This window comes from Streptomyces albofaciens JCM 4342, from assembly GCF_008634025.1.
In the GTDB taxonomy this organism is placed as follows: domain Bacteria; phylum Actinomycetota; class Actinomycetes; order Streptomycetales; family Streptomycetaceae; genus Streptomyces; species Streptomyces albofaciens.
Genome location: NZ_PDCM01000002.1, coordinates 584,832 through 602,562 on the forward strand (window position 1 = coordinate 584,832; position 17,731 = coordinate 602,562).

The window sequence follows — 17,731 nt, forward strand, 5'->3', positions numbered from 1 at the left end:
GGGATGCCGGCCCTGGGACCCGACACGCACGTTTGACCGTTGCCCCGCCATCTTCGCCGCGGTGGACTGCGGGTTTCCCTAGAAGCGTGCCCGGATACGCCGCGGCGGGCGGCCGGGTGGCCGCCCGCCGGGGCGCTGGTCGGCACTGCCGGATCACTCCTGGCCGAGGGTGGCCAGCCAGTCCTTGACGATCTGCGCGGTCTGGGGGGCGTGGTCGCGGACGATGGAGAAGTGGTCCGCGTCCACGGTCCGGATCTCGGCCGACGGGAAGGCGGCGCTCTTCGGGTCGTCACCCACGACGGCCGCCGCGCCCGTTGTGGCGAAGTCCTCCCTGGTGGCGCGGACGATCAGCACGGGCGAGGTCGGGTGCTGCACGTCGAGTTCGCCCAGCAGGTTCATCCACCGCCCCATCCCGGACAGCCGGGAGTTGGTCATCCGCACCGCCGACTCCGCGTCGGCCGTGAAGTTGCGGTGCATCAGACGGTCGAAGTTGATCTCCTCCATGTCGTCGTGCCGGATGCTGACGGAGTCCAGCAGCAGGACCGCCTCGGGCCTGATGCCCCAGGTGTTCTCCAGCAGCCCGGCGGCGACGTAGGCGTACGACCCCGCGGAGGAGTGCCCGACCAGGACGAAGGGATTGCCGCCGCTCGCGCGCAAGGCGCTCTCCGCGATGGACCGGACGGCGCTGTTGGCCGTGGCCGGCAGCCGCTCCCCGGCGGCGAACCCGACCAGGGGCAGCGCGCTGACCTGCCGTTCGCCCCGGAAGGACGCGGCGAACCTGGCGTATTCGTGGACGCCGCCGTTGGCGGTGGGCGTGCTGACGCAGATCAGCTGCGGCAAGGCGGGGCCCTCGGCGAGCGTGGTCGGCAGCGGCAGCTCCTCCAGTTCGGCCGTGTTCTCGAAGCTCGGGCGCAGGGCCGTCAGGGCCGACAGCATGCGCCGGGACTCCGTGAACCTGCCCTGGTCCAGGGCGTCGAGGAAAAGCCGCTCCAGCGAGTCGGGCTCCGGCCCGGCCAGCAGGAGACCGCTGTCCGGCAGGGAGCCGCTCAGGCCGGGCTGAGCGGCGAACTCGCTGCGCAGCCGGGCGCCGAGGTCGGCCGGGTTCTTGGTGTCGAAGACCAGCGTGGCCGGCAGCTGGAGTCCGGTGATGGTGGCGAGCCGGTTGCGCAGCTCGATGGAGGTCAGCGAGTCGAAGCCCATCGCGAAGAACTCCTGGCGGGCCTCGATCTGCGCACCGGCGGCGTGGCCGAGGACGTCGGCGGCCTCGGTGCGGACCAGATCGACGATGTGGCGTACGCGCTCCGCCTCCGGCAGTTCCAGCAGCTTCTGGGCGAAGGTGGCCGGGGTGTCCGACGTGGCCGCGGCGTTCGTGGCGGTCCGCCTGCGGTGGCGCACCAGGCCCCGGAAGAGCGGCGGGATCTCCCCCTCCGGCACCCGGGCACCGGGGACCAGGCCCACCGCCATGACGACGGGCTCGGTGTGGCCGCGGGCGCTGTCGAAGAGTTCCAGGCCCTCTTCGATGGAGACCGCCGCCATGCCGTTGTGCCGCATGCGCGCCACCGTGGCCTGGTTCAGCGAATCGGCCATGCCGCCGCCGTCCCAGTGGCCCCACACGTGCGACTGGCCGGGCAGGCCCTGGGCGGCGCGGTGCCGTATCAGGCCGTCGAGGAAGGCGTTCGCGGCGGCGTAGTTGGCCACGCCGGGGGCGCCCGTCACACCGGAGACGGAGGAGAACATGATGAACGCGGCGAGGTCGAGGCCCTTGGTGGCCTCGTGCAGGTGCCAGGCGGCGTCCACCTTCGGCCGCAGCACCGGCGTCAGGCGCTCCGGCGTCAGCGCGGTGACCACGCCGTCGTCGAGGACCCCGGCGAGGTGGACGACCGCGGTCAGCGGGTGCTCCGCCGGGATGCCGGCCAGGAGACCGGCCAGGGCGTCCGGGTCGGCGGTGTCGCAGGCCGCGATCGTGGGCAGCGCGCCCATCGCCCGCAGCTCGTCGGCCAGTTCCCGCGCGCCGGCCGCGGCCGGGCCGCTGCGGCTGACCAGCAGCAGGTGCCGGGTGCCGTGGGCGGCCAGCCACCGGGCGAGTTCGATGCCCAGACCGCCGGTGCCACCGGTGATCAGCACCGTGCCCTCGGGGTCCCACTGCGGCGGCGTGCCGGTGTCGGCGGGCAGCCAGGCCAGCCGCCCCATGAGCACGGTCTTGTCGCGGACGACGAACTGGGTCTCGCCGGAGGGCAGCAGGCCCGGCAGCGCGTCGAGGAGCGTGCCGAGGCCACCGTCGTCGTCGCCGGTCCCGTCCGGTTCCTCGATGTCGGCCAGGGCGAAGCGGCCGGGGTGCTCCGCGATCGTCGAGCGCAGCAGGCCCCAGACGGCGGAACCGGCCAGGTCGTCGCCGTCGACGGCGCCCTGCGTCACGAACACCAGGCGGGACGTGGCCGTGCGCTCGTCGGCGAGCCAGTCCTGTACCAGGAGCAGGGCCTGCGCGGTCCGCTCGTGCACGGCCTTGGGGAGGCTGTCCGCCGTACGGGGGACGGGGACCGCGACCAGGTCCGGGACGCCGGTGAGGTCGGCGAGGGACGCGGTGCCCAGGGGCTCCAGGACCGTGTTCCGGGCGCCCGGCACGTCCTCCGTACGCGGTGCGGGGACCCACTCCAGGCGCAGCAGCCGCTCGTTCCGGCTGCGGACGGCGCGCTTGGGAGCCGCCGTCCGGGCGCGCAGGGTGAGTTCGCCCACCGACAGCACGGGTTCCCCGGCGGCGTCGACCGCGGTGAGGCGGACGGAGTCCTCGCCCGTCCGCGTGACGCGTGCCCGTACCGCCGAAGCGCCGGAGGCGTGCAGCGTCACATCGTGCCAGGAGACGGCCTCGGAGAGGTGCTCCTCGTCGCCCGCGCCGCTGAGGGCGGCACCGTGCAGGACCGCTTCGAGCAGCGCGGGGTGCAGGCCGAAGGACGGCGCTTCGGAGGCGACGCCGTCCGGCAGTTCGGCTTCAAGGTACGTCTCGTCGCCGCGGACCCAGGCCGCGTGCAGCCCGTGGAAGGCGGGTCCGTACTCGGCCGCCTCGTAGTGGTCGTCCACGGCGATCTCGGACGCGTCGCCCGGCGGCCAGGCGGACACGTCGAGGGGCTCGGTGTGCCGGCCGGTGGCGAGGGTACCGGTGGCGTGCCGGGTCCACGGTTCGTCCGGCGTGTCCTGAGGCCGCGAGAAGAAGCGGATCTGCCGGTGGCCCTCGTCGTCCGGGGCGCCGAGCCACACCTGGAGTACGGGGGCCGCGCCGTCGGTGAGCACCAGCGGGGCGTCGAGGACGAGTTCGGCGATCCGTTCACAGCCGAACTGGTCGCCGGCGCGCACGGCCAGCTCGACGAAGCCGGAGGCCGGGAAGACGGTTTCGCCGCCCGCCACGTGGTCCTTGAGCCAGGAGTGGGTCTCCGCCGACAGCCGGCTGGTGAACAGCATGCCGTCGTCGTCCGCCAGCGGCACCGCGGCGCCGAGCAGCGGGTGCTCGGTGGGCAGCAGGCCCGCGGAGGTCACATCGCCGGTCAGCGCCCTGCGCTTCGGCCAGTACCGCAGGCGCTGGAACGGGTAGGTGGGCAGGTCGACCCGGCGGGCGCCGGTGCCGTCGAAGACCCGGACCCAGTCCGCGTCGACGCCGGCGACGTGCAGCTGCGCCAGGGTGGTGAGCAGGGCCGTCTCCTCGGGGCGGTCCTTGCGCAGGGCGCTGACGGCCACGACGGTGCCGTCCACGTTGTGCGGGACCATCCCGGTCAGGGTCCCGTCAAGGCCCAGCTCCAGGAAGGCCGAGACCTCCTCGGCGGCCAGGGTGCGTACCGCGTCGGCGAACCGGACGGGCTCGCGGACGTTGCGCACCCAGTAGTCGGCGGTGCGCATCACCTCGTCCGAGACCCGCTCGCCGGTCATGGTCGAGACGAGGGGGATCTTCGGCTCCTGGTAGGAGAGGCCCTCGGCGACCCGGCGGAACTCGTCCAGGATCGGGTCCATCAGCGGGCAGTGCCCGGCGACCTGCACCGCCACCTGCCGCGTCTTGCGGCCCTCGGCGGCGAACGCGTCGGCGATGCGCTGGGTGGCGGGCCCGTCGCCGGCGATGACGACGGACTGCGGGCCGTTGACCGCGGCGATCGAGACGCCGTCGACCAGCCGCGCGGCCGCCTCCTCCTCGCTCGCCTGGACCGCCACCATGATGGCGCCGCGGCCCTCCAGAGTGCCCATCAGCCGCCCGCGGGCGGCCACCAGGGTGCAGGCGTCCTTCAGCGAGAGGATCCCGGCGACATGCGCGGCGGCGATCTCGCCGAACGAGTGCCCGCCGACGAAGTCGGGCCGTACGCCCCAGGATTCGACGAGCCGGAACAGCGCCACCTGGATGGCGAACATGGCCGGCTGGGTGAACTGGGTGCGGTCCAGCCGTTCGGCGTCGGCGCGCATCACCTCGCGCAGTTCGTCGTCGAAGTGGGCCAGCACCGCGTCCAGCGCCTCGGCGAACACCGGGAACCGGTCGTACAGCTCGCGGCCCATGCCGGCCCGCTGCCCGCCCTGGCCCGGGAAGAGCATCGCCAGCGAGCGGTCCTCGGCGGTGCCGCGCGCGATCTCCGTACCGTCCAGCAGCACCGCGCGGTGGCCGAACACCGGGCGCCCGGCGGCCAGGGAGAAGCCCACGTCCACCGGAGCGAGTTCCGGCCGCTCGCCGACCCAGATCCGCAGCTGCTCGATCCCGTCGGCCAGCGCTTGGGACGACTTGCCCGAGACGAGCCACGGGACGGCGTGCGGCTCGGCGGAAGGCGTGTGCCGGTCCGGCCGCTCGGTGCTCTCCGGGGCCTGTTCGAGGATGGTGTGGGCGTTGGTGCCGCTGATGCCGAAGGAGGAGACGGCACCGCGGCGCGGACGGCCGGTGTCCGGCCAGTCGGTCTGTTCCGTGAGGAGCTTGACGTCTCCTGCCGTCCAGTCGACGTGCGAGGAGGGCGTGCCGATGTGGAGGGAGCGGGGCAGCACGCCGTGCCGCAGCGCCATCACCATCTTGATGACACCGGAGACACCGGCCGCGGCCATGGTGTGGCCGATGTTCGACTTGATCGAGCCCAGCATCAGCGGCTGTCCCGCGGGCCGGTTCTGGCCGTAGGTGGCCAGCAGTCCCTGGGCCTCGATCGGGTCGCCGAGCGCGGTGCCGGTGCCGTGCGCCTCGACCGCGTCCACGTCGCCCGTCGACAGGCCGGCGTTCGCCAGCGCCTGCTGGATGACCCGCTGCTGGGAGGGGCCGTTGGGCGCCGTCAGACCGTTGGAGGCACCGTCCTGGTTGACGGCCGAACCCCGGACGACGGCGAGGACCTCGTGCCCGTTGCGGCGGGCGTCGGACAGGCGCTCCAGTACGAGGACGCCGACGCCTTCGGCCCAGCTCGTGCCGTCGGCGTCGTCGGAGAACGCCTTGCACCGGCCGTCCGTCGCCACCGCGCCCTGCCGGCTGAATCCGGCGATGCTCATCGGCGTGGACAGCACGGTCACGCCGCCGGCCAGCGCCAGCGAGCACTCGCCGTCGCGCAGGGCGCGAGCCGCCAGGTGCAGGGAGACGAGCGAGGAGGAGCAGGCCGTGTCGATGGTGACGGCCGGGCCCTCCAGGCCGAAGGTGTACGAGAGCCGGCCGGACAGGACACTGTCCGCGAGTCCGGTGGGGGCGTGGGCCTCGACGTCCTCGCCGGAGTTCATCAGGATGCTGGCGTAGTCGGAGCCGGCGGTGCCGACGAAGACGCCGGTCTCGGTGCCCCGCAGGGACACCGGGTCGATGCCGGCCCGCTCGATGGCCTCCCAGGAGGTCTCCAGCATCAGCCGCTGCTGGGGGTCCATGGCCATGGCCTCGCGGGGCGAGATGCCGAAGAAGGGGGCGTCGAAGTCGCGGAAGTCGTCCAGGAAGCCGCCCATGGACGCGGAACTGCGGCCCTGATCGCCCTCCGTACCGCCCAGCAGGCTCTCCAGGTTCCAGCCGCGGTCGGTCGGGAAGGCGGAGATGCCGTCGCGCCCGTCGACGACGAGCTGCCACAGGTCCTCCGGGGACCGCACGCCGCCCGGCAGGCGGCAGGCCATGCCGACGATGACGACCGGGTCGTCGGCGGACGCCGTGGCGACCGCGGCGGGGGCGATTTCGGCGTACTCGTCCAGGAGTTCGGCGATGAGGTGGTCGGCGAGTGCGGTGGGGTTGGGGTAGTCGAAGACGAGGGTGGCGGTCAGCCGCAGGCCCGTGGCGGTGGACAGACGGTTGCGCAGTTCGACGGCGGTCAGCGAGTCGAAGCCCAGGTCGTTGAAGTCCCGCCGGACGTCGATCGACTTGGCCGAAGCGTGCCCGAGCACCGCGGCGGCCTCGGTCCGCACCAGCTCGCTCATCAGACGCGTACGCTCCTCCGGCCGCGCCTCCCGCAGCCGCTGACCGAGCGTCGCGGCCGCCTCACCACCGGCCCCACCACGCGCCGCCGTACGCCGGGCACCCTTGAGCAGACCGCGCAGCACCGGCGGTACGGTGCCGCGGTCCCGGGCGCCGGCGGCGAGCGGGCCGACCGGGACGAGGTGGGTCCCGTCGGCCGCGGTGGCCGCGTCGAACAGCGCCAGGCCCTGCTCGACGGTCAGGGGCGTGGTGCCGGAGGACGCCATCCGCTGGACGTCGATGTCCGACAGGGTGGCGGTCATGCCGCCGCTCGGGGCCCAGGCTCCCCAGGCCAGGGACTGGGCGGGCAGGCCGTGGGCGGCCCGGTGTCCGGCCAGCGCGTCGAGGAAGACGTTGCCCGCGGCGTAGTTGCCCTGGCCGGGGCCGCCGATGACGCCGGAGATGGACGAGTACAGCACGAACGCGGCGAGGTCGAGTTCCTTGGTGGCCTCGTGCAGGTGCCAGGCCGCGTCCACCTTCGGACGCAGGACGGCCGACAGCCGCTCGGGGGTCAGTGCCGCCACGACACCGTCGTCCAGGACACCGGCGGTGTGGATCACGGCGGTCAGGGGGTGCTCGGCGGGTACCGCGGCCACCGCGGCGGCCACCGCCGCCCGGTCCGCCACGTCACCCGCGAAGACGGTCACCTCGGCACCGTGCCCGGCCAGCTCCGCCCGCAGTCCGTCCGCGCCCGCCGCGTCCGGACCGCTGCGGCTGACCAGCAGCAGATGCCGTACGCCGCGCTCGGTCACCAGGTGCCGGGCCAGGTCGCTGCCCAGCGCCCCGGTCCCCCCGGTGATCAGGACCGTGCCGTCCGGGTCCCACGCCCGCGGCAGTGTCAGCACGATCTTCCCGATGTGCTGGGCCCGGCTCATGTACCGGAACGCCTCCGGCGCCCGCCGCACGTCCCAGGTCACCACCGGCAGCGGCCGCAGCGCGCCCTGGGTGAACAGTTCCAGCAGCTCGCCGAGCATCTCCTGGATGCGGTCGGGGCCCGCTTCGCCGAGGTCGAACGCCCGGTACCGCACCGGGGCGGCGGAGCCGGGCTCACGGATGTCCGTCTTGCCCATCTCCAGGAACCGGCCGCCGGGGGCGGTCAGCCGCAGGGACGCGTCGACGAACTCGCCCGCCAGGGCGTTGAGCACCACGTCCACCCCGCGGCCACCGGTGACCTCCCGGAAGCGCTCCTCGAACTCCGTGGTGCGGGACGAGGCGATGTGGTCGTCGGCGACTCCCAGCTCGCGCAGGGTGTCCCACTTGCCCTCGCTGGCCGTGGCGAACACCTCGGCGCCCAGATGCCTGGCCAGCTGGATGGCCGCCATACCCACGCCGCCGGCGCCGGCGTGCACGAGGATCGACTGGCCGGGCCGGAGGTCGGCGAGGTCCTTCAGGGCGTAGAGCGCGGTCAGGAAGACCAGCGGTACCGACGCCGCCTGCTCGGGCGTCCAGTTCTCGGGGATGTGCGTCAGCAGCCGCTGGTCGGTCACCGCGACCGGGCCGTAACCGCCGCCGACCATTCCCGTCACGCGGTCTCCCGGGCGCAGCCCACGGACGCCGGGGCCGGTGGCGGTCACCACTCCGGCGGCCTCGGCACCCAGGACCCCCGCCTCACCCGGATACATGCCCAGGGCGTTCAGTACGTCGCGGAAGTTGACGCCGGCGGCCTCGACCCGGATGCGGACCTGGCCCTCGGTGAGCGGCTCCAGGACCTCCGGGCAGGGCGCGAGGACCAGTTGGTCCAGGCTGCCCTTGGCGGCGCTGTCCAGCCGCCAGGGCGTCCCGGTGGGCGGCAGCAGTCCCGCACCGTCGCCGAGGGGGGCCAGCCGCGCCACCCGGATGGCGCCGTCGCGCACCACGAACTGGGTCTCCCCGGTGGCCAGCAGGCCCGGCAGGTGCGCGAGCACTTCGGCGGTGTCCTGGTCCGGATCGGCTCCGAGGTCCAGGAGCGCGATCCGTCCGGGGTTCTCCGTCTGCGCCGAGCGCACCAGCCCCCACACCGCGGCGGCGGACACGTCCACGACGGGCTCCCGCTCGTCGGCGGCCACGGCGCCGCGGGTGACGAACACCAGGCGTGCGGTGGTGGATTCCTCCCGGCCGGCCCAGTCCTGGAGCACCTCCAGGGCCCGGGCCGTCACCGCGTGCGTGACGGCGGGCACGTCCTCGCCGGTACCGGACACGGGGACCACCACGAGGTCTTCGTCGCCCGTCAGGTCCGCCAGGGAGGCGACCGACGCGCCCACGCCCAGCTCGTCGCCGCCCAGCGACACGCACCGCGTTTCGGCCGGCTGCACCTCGGGCGCCGGCACCCACTCCAGCGACAGGAGCGCGCCGTGCTCCGCACCACGCCCCGCGGGCCGGCCGGTGTCGGACTCCTGGTGGCCCCGCATGACCAGCGCCTCGGCGGACAGTACGGGGGCGCCTTCGACGTCGACGGCCGCGATGGACAGCGAGTTGTCGCCGGTCTTGCGCACCCGGACCCGCAGTTCCGAGGCGCCTGCGGCGTGCAGCGACACGCCCCGCCAGGCGAACGGCAGGAGCAGGTCGCGCTCGCCGCCGACCCCGGCCATCCGGTGCGCCTGGAGCACCGCGTCCAGCAGCGCCGGGTGGAGCCCGAAGGAACCGGCTTCCTCGGCGCCCCCGGCAGGCAGCGACACCTCCACGTACGCGCCGTCCGCGCACGGCCACACCGAGCGCAGCCCCTGGAAGGCGGGGCCGTAGCCGGTCCCGTCGTAGAAGCCCGTCAGGTCGACGGCCTCCTCCGCGTCCCGCGGCGGCCAGACCGGGGAGCCGAAGTCCGCGATCCGCTCGCCGCTGGTCAGGGTGCCGTGGGCGTGCTGGAGCCACTGCTCATCGGTGGCCCCGTCGGCGCGCGAGTGCACGGAGACCGTACGGGCGCCCGTCTCGTCGGGGGCACCGACCAGCACCTGGACCTGTGCCGCGCTCTCCTCCGTGAGCACCAGAGGAGTCAGCAGCAGGAACTCCTCGACGCGGTCGCAGCCGGCCTGGTCACCGGCGCGCAGCGCCAGTTCCAGGAAGCCGGTGGCCGGGAAGAGGACATTGCCCTCGATCTGGTGGTCGGTCAGCCACGGGTACGTCTGCAGCGACAACCGGCCCGTGAACACCATCTCGCCGGAGTTCGCGAGGGTCAGCGTCACCCCCAGCAGGGGGTGCTCCGCGGGCTGCACACCGGCGCCCGTGACGTCCCCGGACAGCGCGGCGGGCTTGGGCCAGTACCGCTCGTGCTGGAAGGGGTAGGTCGGCAGATCGGCGCGGCGGGCGCCGGTGCCGTCGAAGAGCCGGGTCCAGTCGATGCCCACACCGGCGACATACAGCTGCGCAAGCGCGGTGAGCAGGGCAGTCTCTTCGGGGCGGTCCTTGCGCAGGGCGCTGGCGAACACCGCGGCCTCGTCCGCACTGTGCTGGGCCATCGCCGTCAGCACCCCGTCCGGACCCATCTCCAAGAACACCGAGGCACCCTCGGCTTCCAGCGCGCGGATGCCGTCGGCGAACCGCACCGTCTCCCGCACGTGCTGCACCCAGTACCCGGGCGTGCAGAGCAGTTCCGCGGTGGCCAGCTCCCCCGTCACGTTGGACACCAGCGGGATACGCGGCGCCTCGTACGACAGCCCCTCGGCCACCTGCCGGAAGTCCGCCAGTATCGGGTCCATCAACGGCGAGTGGAAGGCGTGGCTCACCGCCAGACGCCGGGTCTTGCGGCCCTCGGCGGCGAACTCCGCCGCGATCCGCAGGACTTCATCTTCGGTGCCGGAAAGCACCACCGCCTGCGGCCCGTTGACCGCCGCGATCGACACTCCCTCGGCCAGCCGCGGCCCGACCTCGCCCTCGGTGGCCTCGACGGCCACCATCGCACCGCCCTCCGGGAGGGCCTGCATCAGCCGGGCACGCGCCGCCACCAGCACACACGCATCCGCCAGTGAAAACACCCCGGCCACATGCGCCGCCGCGATCTCACCGATCGAATGCCCAGCCACGAAATCCGGCCGGACGCCCCAGGACTCCATGAGCCGGAACAACGCCACCTCGACCGCGAACAGCGCCGGCTGCGTGCGGCCGGTCTCGTCCAGGCCCTCCGCCTCACCGAAGATCACATCCCGCAACCCGGCATCGAAGTGCGCCAACACCGCATCCAATGCCTCCGCGAACACCGGGAACCGGCCGTACAACTCCCGGCCCATCCCGGCGCGCTGCGCACCCTGACCCGAGAACAGCAGCGCGACCCTGCCGTCCGTGTCCTCGGCGAAGCCGCGTGCCACCTCGACGGTCCGGTCGCCCTCACACAGCAGGACCGCGCGGTGCTCCAGATGTGCCCGGGTGGTCGCCAGCGAGAACCCCAGGTCGAGCGGCGACGGGCCGGCCAGCGCGGTGATCTGGGCGAGCTGCGCCGTCAGCCCTGCCTCGGACCTGCCCGACACCGGCCACGGCACGACCGCGGGAACGGTACGGGGCTCGTTCTCGTCCTGCTCGCCGGATTCCTCGGCCGTCGGGGCCTGCTCGATGATGACGTGCGCGTTGGTGCCGCTGATCCCGAACGACGACACCCCCGCCCGCCACGGCCGGTCGGCCTTGGGCCACTCCCGGGACTCCGTCAGCAGCTCCACCGCGCCGGACGACCAGTCCACGTGCGACGACGGCGCGTCCACGTGCAAGGTCTGCGGCAGCACACCGTGCCGCATCGCCAGCACCATCTTCATGATCCCCGCCACCCCGGCCGCCGCCTGGGTGTGGCCGAGGTTGGACTTCACCGAACCGAGCAGCAGCGGCCGCTCGGGATCCCGGCCCTCGCCGTAGGTGGCCAGCAGCGCCTGGGCCTCGATCGGGTCGCCGAGCGTGGTGCCGGTGCCGTGTGCCTCGACCGCGTCCACGTCGCCCGTCGACAGGCCGGCGTTCACCAGGGCCTGCTGGATGACCCGCTGCTGGGAGGGGCCGTTGGGCGCCGTCAGGCCGTTGGAGGCACCGTCCTGGTTGACGGCCGAACCCCGGACGACGGCGAGGACCTCGTGCCCGTTGCGGCGGGCGTCGGACAGGCGCTCCACGACGAGGACGCCCGCGCCCTCGGACCAGCCGGTGCCGTCGGCCGCGTCGGCGAACGCCTTGCACCGGCCGTCGCCCGCGAGGCCCCCCTGCCGGCTGAACCCGGCGAAGCTGATCGGCGACGACATCACCGTCACGCCGCCGACCAGGGCCAGCGAGCACTCGCCGGTGTGCAGCGCGTGGGCCGCCAGGTGCAGGGAGACGAGCGAGGAGGAGCAGGCCGTGTCGACGGTGAGCGCCGGGCCCTCCAGGCCGAAGGTGTACGAGAGCCGGCCGGACAGGACGCTGCCCGCGAGACCGGTGCTGCCGTGTCCCTCGACGTCCTCACGGGAGTTGAGCACGACGTTGGTGTAGTCGACGCCGTTCGTGCCGACGAAGACGCCGGTCGCGGTGCCGCGCAGGGACGCCGGGTCGATGCCGGCGCGCTCCATCGCCTCCCAGGAGGTCTCCAGCAGGATGCGCTGCTGGGGGTCCATGGCCATGGCCTCGCGGGGCGAGATGCCGAAGAAGGAGGCGTCGAACTCGGCTGCGTCCACGAAGCCGCCTTCGGCCGTCGTGCTGCTGCCGCTCCCGTCGCCGGTGAGCAGGTCCAGGTTCCATCCGCGGTCCGTGGGGAACGCCGTGATGCCGTCACGTCCGTCGCTCAGCAGCCGCCAGAGGTCCTCCGGCGATCGCACTCCGCCCGGCAGGCGGCAGGCCATCCCGACGATGGCGATGGGCTCCTGCTTGACGGACTCAGCCTCCCGAAGCCGTTGGCGGGTCTTGTGCAAGTCGTTCGTGACCCACTTCAGGTAGTCAACGAGCTCGTTGTCGTTCGGCATGACGAGGAACCTTTCGTGAAAAAAACGGGCCGGACTTCAGCGATCGCTGTGACGCCCGAGTTCGTTGTCGATGAAGGCGAAGATCTCATCGGTGCTGGCGGCCTCGATGCGCTCGGCGACCTCGTCGCCGTGCTCCGGCTCCTGGGCCCCTCGCCACGTGTCCAGGATCTGCGACAGGCGTTGGGCGACAGCGTCTTTGGTACGGGCGTCGGGCGCGCCGGCGGCGAGTGCTGCGTCGAGTCGTTCGAGCTCCGCGAGGAGGGCCGGGCCCGTGGCGGCCCGGGCTTCGGCCACCAGTTGGGGGACGAGGTGGTCGGCGAGTGCGGTGGGGTTGGGGTAGTCGAAGACGAGGGTGGCGGTCAGCCGCAGGCCCGTGGCGGTGGACAGACGGTTGCGCAGTTCCACGGCGGTCAGCGAGTCGAAGCCCAGGTCGTTGAAGTCCCGCCGGGCATCGATCGACTTGGCCGAAGCGTGCCCGAGCACCGCGGCGGCCTCGGTCCGCACCAGCTCGCTCATCAGACGCGTACGCTCCTCCGGCCGCGCCTCCCGCAGCCGCTGACCGAGCGTCGCGGCCGCCTCACCACCGGCCCCACCACGCGCCGCCGTACGCCGGGCACCCTTGAGCAGACCGCGGAACACCGCCGGAACGACGCCACGGACCCGGGTGCCGGTGGCGACCGGGCCGACCGGGACGAGGTAGGGCTCGTCCGTCGCGGTGGCCGCGTCGAACAGCGCCAGGCCCTGTTCGGCGGAGAGCGGCGGCATGCCGGTCGCCGAGATCCGCTGCATGTCCACCTCGGACAGCGTCCCGGTCATTCCGCTGGGCTGTGCCCACGCGCTCCACGCGAGGGAGTGGGCGGGCAGTCCCTGGGCGGCCCGGTGCCGGGCCAGCGCGTCGAGGAAGACGTTGCCCGCGGCGTAGTTGCCCTGGCCGGCGCCGCCGATGACGCCGGAGACCGACGAGAAGAGGACGAACGCGCCGAGGTTCATCTCCCGGGTGAGTTCGTGCAGGTGCCAGGCCGTGTCCACCTTGGGGTGCAGCACCCCGGACAGCCGCTCGGCGGTCAGCGACGTGACCACGCCGTCGTCCAGCACACCGGCCGTGTGCACCACCGCGGTCAGCGGGTGCGCCAGCGAGTCCAGCACCCGCCCGAGCGCGGCGCGGTCGGCGGAGTCGCAGGCCGCGATCGTCACGTCGGCGCCGAGCGCGGTCAGCTCCGCACGCAGTTCCGCGGCCCCCGGCGCGGCCTCGCCGCTGCGGCTCATCAGGACGAGGTGCTTGACGCCCCGCCCGGTCACGAGATGCCGGGCCAGGAGGCGGCCCAGGCCACCCGTGCCTCCGGTGATCAGCGTCGTGCCGTCCGGGTCCCAGGCGGGGAAGCGGGGCTCGGCGCCGTCCGAAGCGGCCAGCCGGGCCAGCCTGCCCACGTGCACTGTGCCGTCGCGTACGAGGAACTGCTCGTCACCGGCGGCGAGCAGGCCCGGCAGGCGCGGCAGCAGGGCGGTGAGGTCCGCGTCCGGCGCGTCCACCAGGACGAGCCGGTCCGGGTTCTCCGTCTGCGCCGAGCGCACCAGTCCCCACACCGCCGCGGCGGCCAGGTCGGCGCCGGACACCGCACCGCAGGTCGCGAACACCAGCCGGGACGCGGCGAACCTCTCCTCCGCCAGCCACTCCTGCATCAGCGTGAGTACCCGTGCGGTCAGTTCGTGCACCGCTTCCGGGTTTTCGGCGCCCGCGCCCGACACCGGCGCCACGACCAGTTCGGGAACGTCCGTCAGGGACGCCAGCCCGCCGGCTCCGAGCAGTACGCTCCGGGCCTCGCCGCCGGTCGGCGCCTCGGCGGCCGGCACCCAGTCCATCCGCAGCAGTCCGCCCTGGTCCGCTCCGCTTCGTCCGGCCGGGCGCGGAAGGGGCTTGCGGTCCTCCAGGACCAGTGAGGCCGCCGTGAGTACGGGCGCGCCCACCGCGTCCGCCACGGCGACGGAGAAGGTGTCCTGGCCGGTCCGCGCGATGCGTATCCGCACCTCCGAAGCCCCGCCGGCGTGCAGGGTGACCCCGTGCCACGCCGAGACCGCGCGGTCGCCGTCGGGTCCGGCCGCCCGGGTCACCGCTTCCAGCAGTCCCGGGTGCAGGCCGAAGTCCGCGGCGTCCGCCACCTGGCCGGGGAGCACGGCCTCGGCAAAGGTCTCGTCGCCGCGGTGCCACAGGGCGCGTACGGTCCGGAACACCGGGCCGTACGCGACGTCCTCGGCGAAGTCCGCCGGATCCGCCGCTTCGGCGCCGCTCGGCGGCCACACCGAGGCGTCGAACTCCGCGGCGCCGGGCGCTGTTCGCTCCGCCGCCTGTTCTCCGGAGGCCAGCGTGCCGCCGGCGTGCTCCGTCCAGGGCCGGCCGGCTCCGTCCGCGGCCCGTGAGGAGATGCGTACCTCGCGTGCGCCTTCCGCGTCGGGAGCGCCGATCCGCACCTGGAGGAGTACGGCGTCGTCGCCGTCCAGCACCAGCGGCTCGGTGAGGGTGAGTGCGTCGACCCGGTCGCAGCCGACCTGGTCGCCCGCGTGGACAGCCAGTTCGAGGAAGACGGCGGCAGGGACGACGTGCGCCCCGTCCACCAGATGGTCCAGCAGCCAGGGGTGGGTCCGCGCCGACAGCCTGCCGGTGAGCAGCAGCCCGTCCGGGTCCGTCAGCGGCACCGCCGCGCCCAGCAGGGGGTGCTCTACGGGCAGGAGCCCGGCGGCGGAGACGTCCCCGGCCGACGCGGTGGTCTTGGGCCAGTACCACTCGTGCTGGAAGGGGTACGTGGGCAGGTCCACCCGGCGGGCGCCGGTGCCGTCGAAGACCCCGGACCAGTCGACGCCCACACCGGTGACGTACAACTGCGCCAGCGCGGTGAGCAGGGCGGTCTCTTCGGGGCGGTCCTTGCGCAGGGCCGGGACGGCCACGGCAGCATCGTCCAGGCTGTGCTGGGCCATCGCCGTCAACACCCCGTCCGGACCCACCTCCAGGAAGACCGAGGCACCCTCGGCTTCCAGCGCGCGGATGCCATCGGCGAACCGCACCGTGTCCCGCACGTGCTGCACCCAGTAGCCGGGCGTGCAGACCAGTTCCCCGGTGGCGAGTTCGCCCGTCACGTTCGACACCAGCGGAATCTGCGGCGCCTCGTACGACAGTCCCTCGGCCACCTGCCGGAAGTCCGCCAGCATCGGATCCATCAACGGCGAGTGGAAGGCATGGCTCACCGCCAGACGCCGGGTCTTGCGGCCCTCGGCGGCGAACTCCGCCGCGATCCGCAGAACCTGGGACTCCTCCCCGGAGATCACCACCGCCTGCGGGCCGTTGACCGCCGCGATCGACACTCCCTCGGCCAGCCGCGGCCCGACCTCACCCTCGGTGGCCTCGACGGCCACCATCGCGCCGCCCTCCGGGAGGGCCTGCATCAGCCGGGCACGCGCCGCCACCAGCGCACACGCATCCGCCAGCGAGAACACCCCGGCCACATGCGCCGCCGCGATCTCACCGATCGAATGCCCGGCCACGAAGTCCGGGCGGATACCCAGCGACTCGGCCAGCCGGAACAACGCCACCTCAACCGCGAACAGCGCCGGCTGCGTGGACCCGGTCTCATCCAGGCCCTCCGCCTCACCGAAGATCACATCCCGCAACCCGGCGTCGAAGTGCGCCAGCACCGCATCCAGTGCCTCGGCGAACACCGGGAACCGGCCGTACAACTCCCGGCCCATCCCGGCGCGCTGCGCACCCTGACCCGAGAACAGCACCGCCAGCGAGCGGCCCGTCTCCGCACGGCCCCGGGCCGCCTCGGCGAGTTCGCCGCCGGAGCACTGCGCCAGCAGCACCGCGCGGTGCTCGAAGACCGAACGGCCCGAGGTGAGCGAGAAGCCGACATCCACCGGTGCCGACGAGTCCTTCAGCGACGAGATCCGCTCGATCTGCGCCGCCAGCGCCTCCTCGGTCCGGCCCGACACCGGCCACGGCACCACGGTGGGCACCACATCCGGTTCCGGTGCCGGCTCCGGATCCGCGGCCGGCACCGCCTGTTCCACGATCACGTGCGCGTTGGTCCCGCTGACCCCGAACGACGACACCCCCGCCCGCCACGGGCGGTCGGCCTTGGGCCACTGCCGGGACTCCGTCAGCAGCTCCACCGCGCCGGACGACCAGTCCACGTGCGACGACGGCGCGTCCACGTGCAGGGTCTGCGGCAGCACACCGTGCCGCATCGCCAGCACCATCTTCATGATCCCCGCCACCCCGGCCGCCGCCTGGGTGTGGCCGAGGTTGGACTTCGACGAGCCGAGCAGCAGCGGCCGCTCGGGTTCCCGGCCCTGGCCGTAGGTGGCCAGCAGGGCCTGCGCCTCGATCGGGTCGCCCAGGGGGGTACCCGTGCCGTGTGCCTCGACCGCGTCCACGTCCGAGGCGGACAGCCCGGCGCTCGCCAGGGCCTGGCGGATCACCCGCTGCTGGGAGGGCCCGCTGGGCGCGGAGAAGCCGTTGGAGGCGCCGTCCTGGTTGACGGCCGAGCCCCGGACGACGGCGAGCACGGGGTGCCCGTTGCGGCGGGCGTCGGACAGACGCTCCAGGACGAGGACGCCGACGCCCTCGGACCAGCCGGTGCCGTCGGCCGCGTCGGCGAACGCCTTGCACCGGCCGTCGCCCGCGAGGCCCCCCTGCCGGCTGAACTCCATCAGGGAACCGGGGGACGACATGATGTTCACGCCGCCGACCAGCGCCAGCGGGCACTCGCCGGCCCGCAGGGCGTGGGTCGCCGTGTGCAGGGCCACGAGCGAGGAGGAGCACGCCGTGTCGACCGCCACCGCCGGGCCCTCCAGGCCCAGCGTGTAGGACAGCCGGCCGGCGGTGGCGCTGGCGGCGATGCCGGTGCCGATGTCGCCGGTGGCGTCGGCCAGGGAGCGCACCAGCAAGTAGGCGTAGTCGACGCCGTTGGTGCCGACGAACACGCCGGTGCGGCTGCCGCGCAGGGACACCGGGTCGATGCCGGCCCGCTCGATGGCCTCCCAGGAGGTCTCCAGCAGGAGCCGCTGCTGCGGGTCCATGGTGACGGACTCGCGCGGTGAGATCCCGAAGAAGTCGGCGTCGAAGTCCCCGACGCCGTCGATGAAGCCGCCTTCCTGGCTGACGGCGTTGCCCCGCTGGTCGACGCCGGCGTCGCGCAGGGCGTCGAGGTCCCAGCCGCGGTCGGTGGGGAACGCGCCGATGGCGTCCTTGCCCGCGGCCAGGAGTTCCCACAGGTCCTCGGGCGACTTCACGCCGCCGGGGTACCGGCAGCCCATCGACACGATCGCGATCGGTTCGGTGGCGGCGGCGACCAGCTTGCGGTTCTGCCGGCGCAGGTGCTCGGTTTCCTTCAGCGAGGCGCGGAGGGCCGCGACGATTTCTTCACTGGATGTGGTCATGGTTCGCTCC

2 protein-coding genes are annotated in these 17,731 nt (G+C 73.6%); both read right to left on the bottom strand.

Annotation, left to right across the window (positions count from 1 at the left end; genetic code table 11):
* Positions 1-153: 153 nt before the first annotated feature.
* Entirely contained in the window at positions 154-12,291 is a 12,138-nt protein-coding gene (locus CP973_RS41080; RefSeq protein ID WP_150244610.1) for a type I polyketide synthase, read from the bottom strand.
* Between the two features lie 36 nt (positions 12,292-12,327).
* The gene (locus tag CP973_RS23290) at positions 12,328-17,721 is read right to left on the bottom strand and encodes a type I polyketide synthase (RefSeq protein ID WP_150244613.1); all 5,394 of its coding nucleotides are present in this window, start codon (positions 17,719-17,721) and stop codon (positions 12,328-12,330) included.
* Between the last annotated feature and the right edge of the window lie 10 nt (positions 17,722-17,731).

What these genes read in the sequence shown, in the direction of transcription:
- CP973_RS41080 (WP_150244610.1), bottom strand. Translation starts at nt 12,291, where the DNA reads ATGCCGAACGACAACGAGCTCGTTGACTACCTGAAGTGGGTCACGAAC.
- CP973_RS23290 (WP_150244613.1), bottom strand. Translation starts at nt 17,721, where the DNA reads ATGACCACATCCAGTGAAGAAATCGTCGCGGCCCTCCGCGCCTCGCTG.